Raw genomic sequence first — 860 nt, 5'->3', positions numbered from 1 at the left:
ACGGACGAGGACGGGGTGACCACACAGTTGGACCTCTCTGCCATCGTTGCGAACCTGGAGGCCCTGACCACCATCGTGGACAACAACGACGGTACCTTTACCTATACCGATGAGGACGGTGGGACAACGATCATCGACGTATCCAACCTGGAGACGCTCACGACGATCGCTCTGAATGCGGACAATACGAACATAGATTATACGGACGAGGACGGGGTGACCACACAGTTGGACCTCTCTGCCATCGTGGCGAACTTGGAGGCGCTGACCACTATCGTGGACAACAACGACGGTACCTTTACCTATACCGATGAAGATGGTGGAACCACGCTGATCGACGTATCCAACCTGGAGACGCTCACAACGATCGCTCTGAACGCGGACAATACGAATATCGATTATACGGACGAGGACGGGGTGACCACACAGTTGGACCTCTCTGCCATCGTTGCGAACCTGGAGGCACTGACCACTATCGTTGACAACAACGACGGTACCTTTACCTATACGGATGAGGACGGTGGGACAACGATCATCGACGTATCCAACTTGGAGACCCTCACGACGATCGCGCTCAATGCTGACAATACCAATATCGACTATACGGACGAGGACGGAGTGACCACACAGTTGGATCTCTCTGCCATCGTGGCGAACCTGGAGGCCCTGACCACTATCGTGGACAACAATGACGGTACCTTTACCTATACCGATGAAGATGGTGGAACCACGCTGATCGACGTATCCAACCTGGAGACGCTCACAACGATCGCTCTGAACGCGGACAATACCAATATCGATTATACGGACGAGGACGGGGTGACCACACAGTTGGACCTCTCTGCCATCGTTGCGAACCT

1 pseudogene is annotated in these 860 nt (G+C 54.1%); it reads left to right on the top strand.

Going from position 1 to position 860, the window contains the following annotated elements:
• Window positions 1-860, top strand: a pseudogene (locus ACEXOE_RS23715) (hypothetical protein); the annotation flags it as partial.

It is taken from the genome of Spongiimicrobium salis (genome assembly GCF_043678055.1).
Taxonomy (GTDB): domain Bacteria; phylum Bacteroidota; class Bacteroidia; order Flavobacteriales; family Flavobacteriaceae; genus Spongiimicrobium; species Spongiimicrobium salis.
The sequence above is the reverse complement of the archived record's forward strand: the minus strand, read 5'-3'. Positions and strand labels throughout refer to the sequence as shown.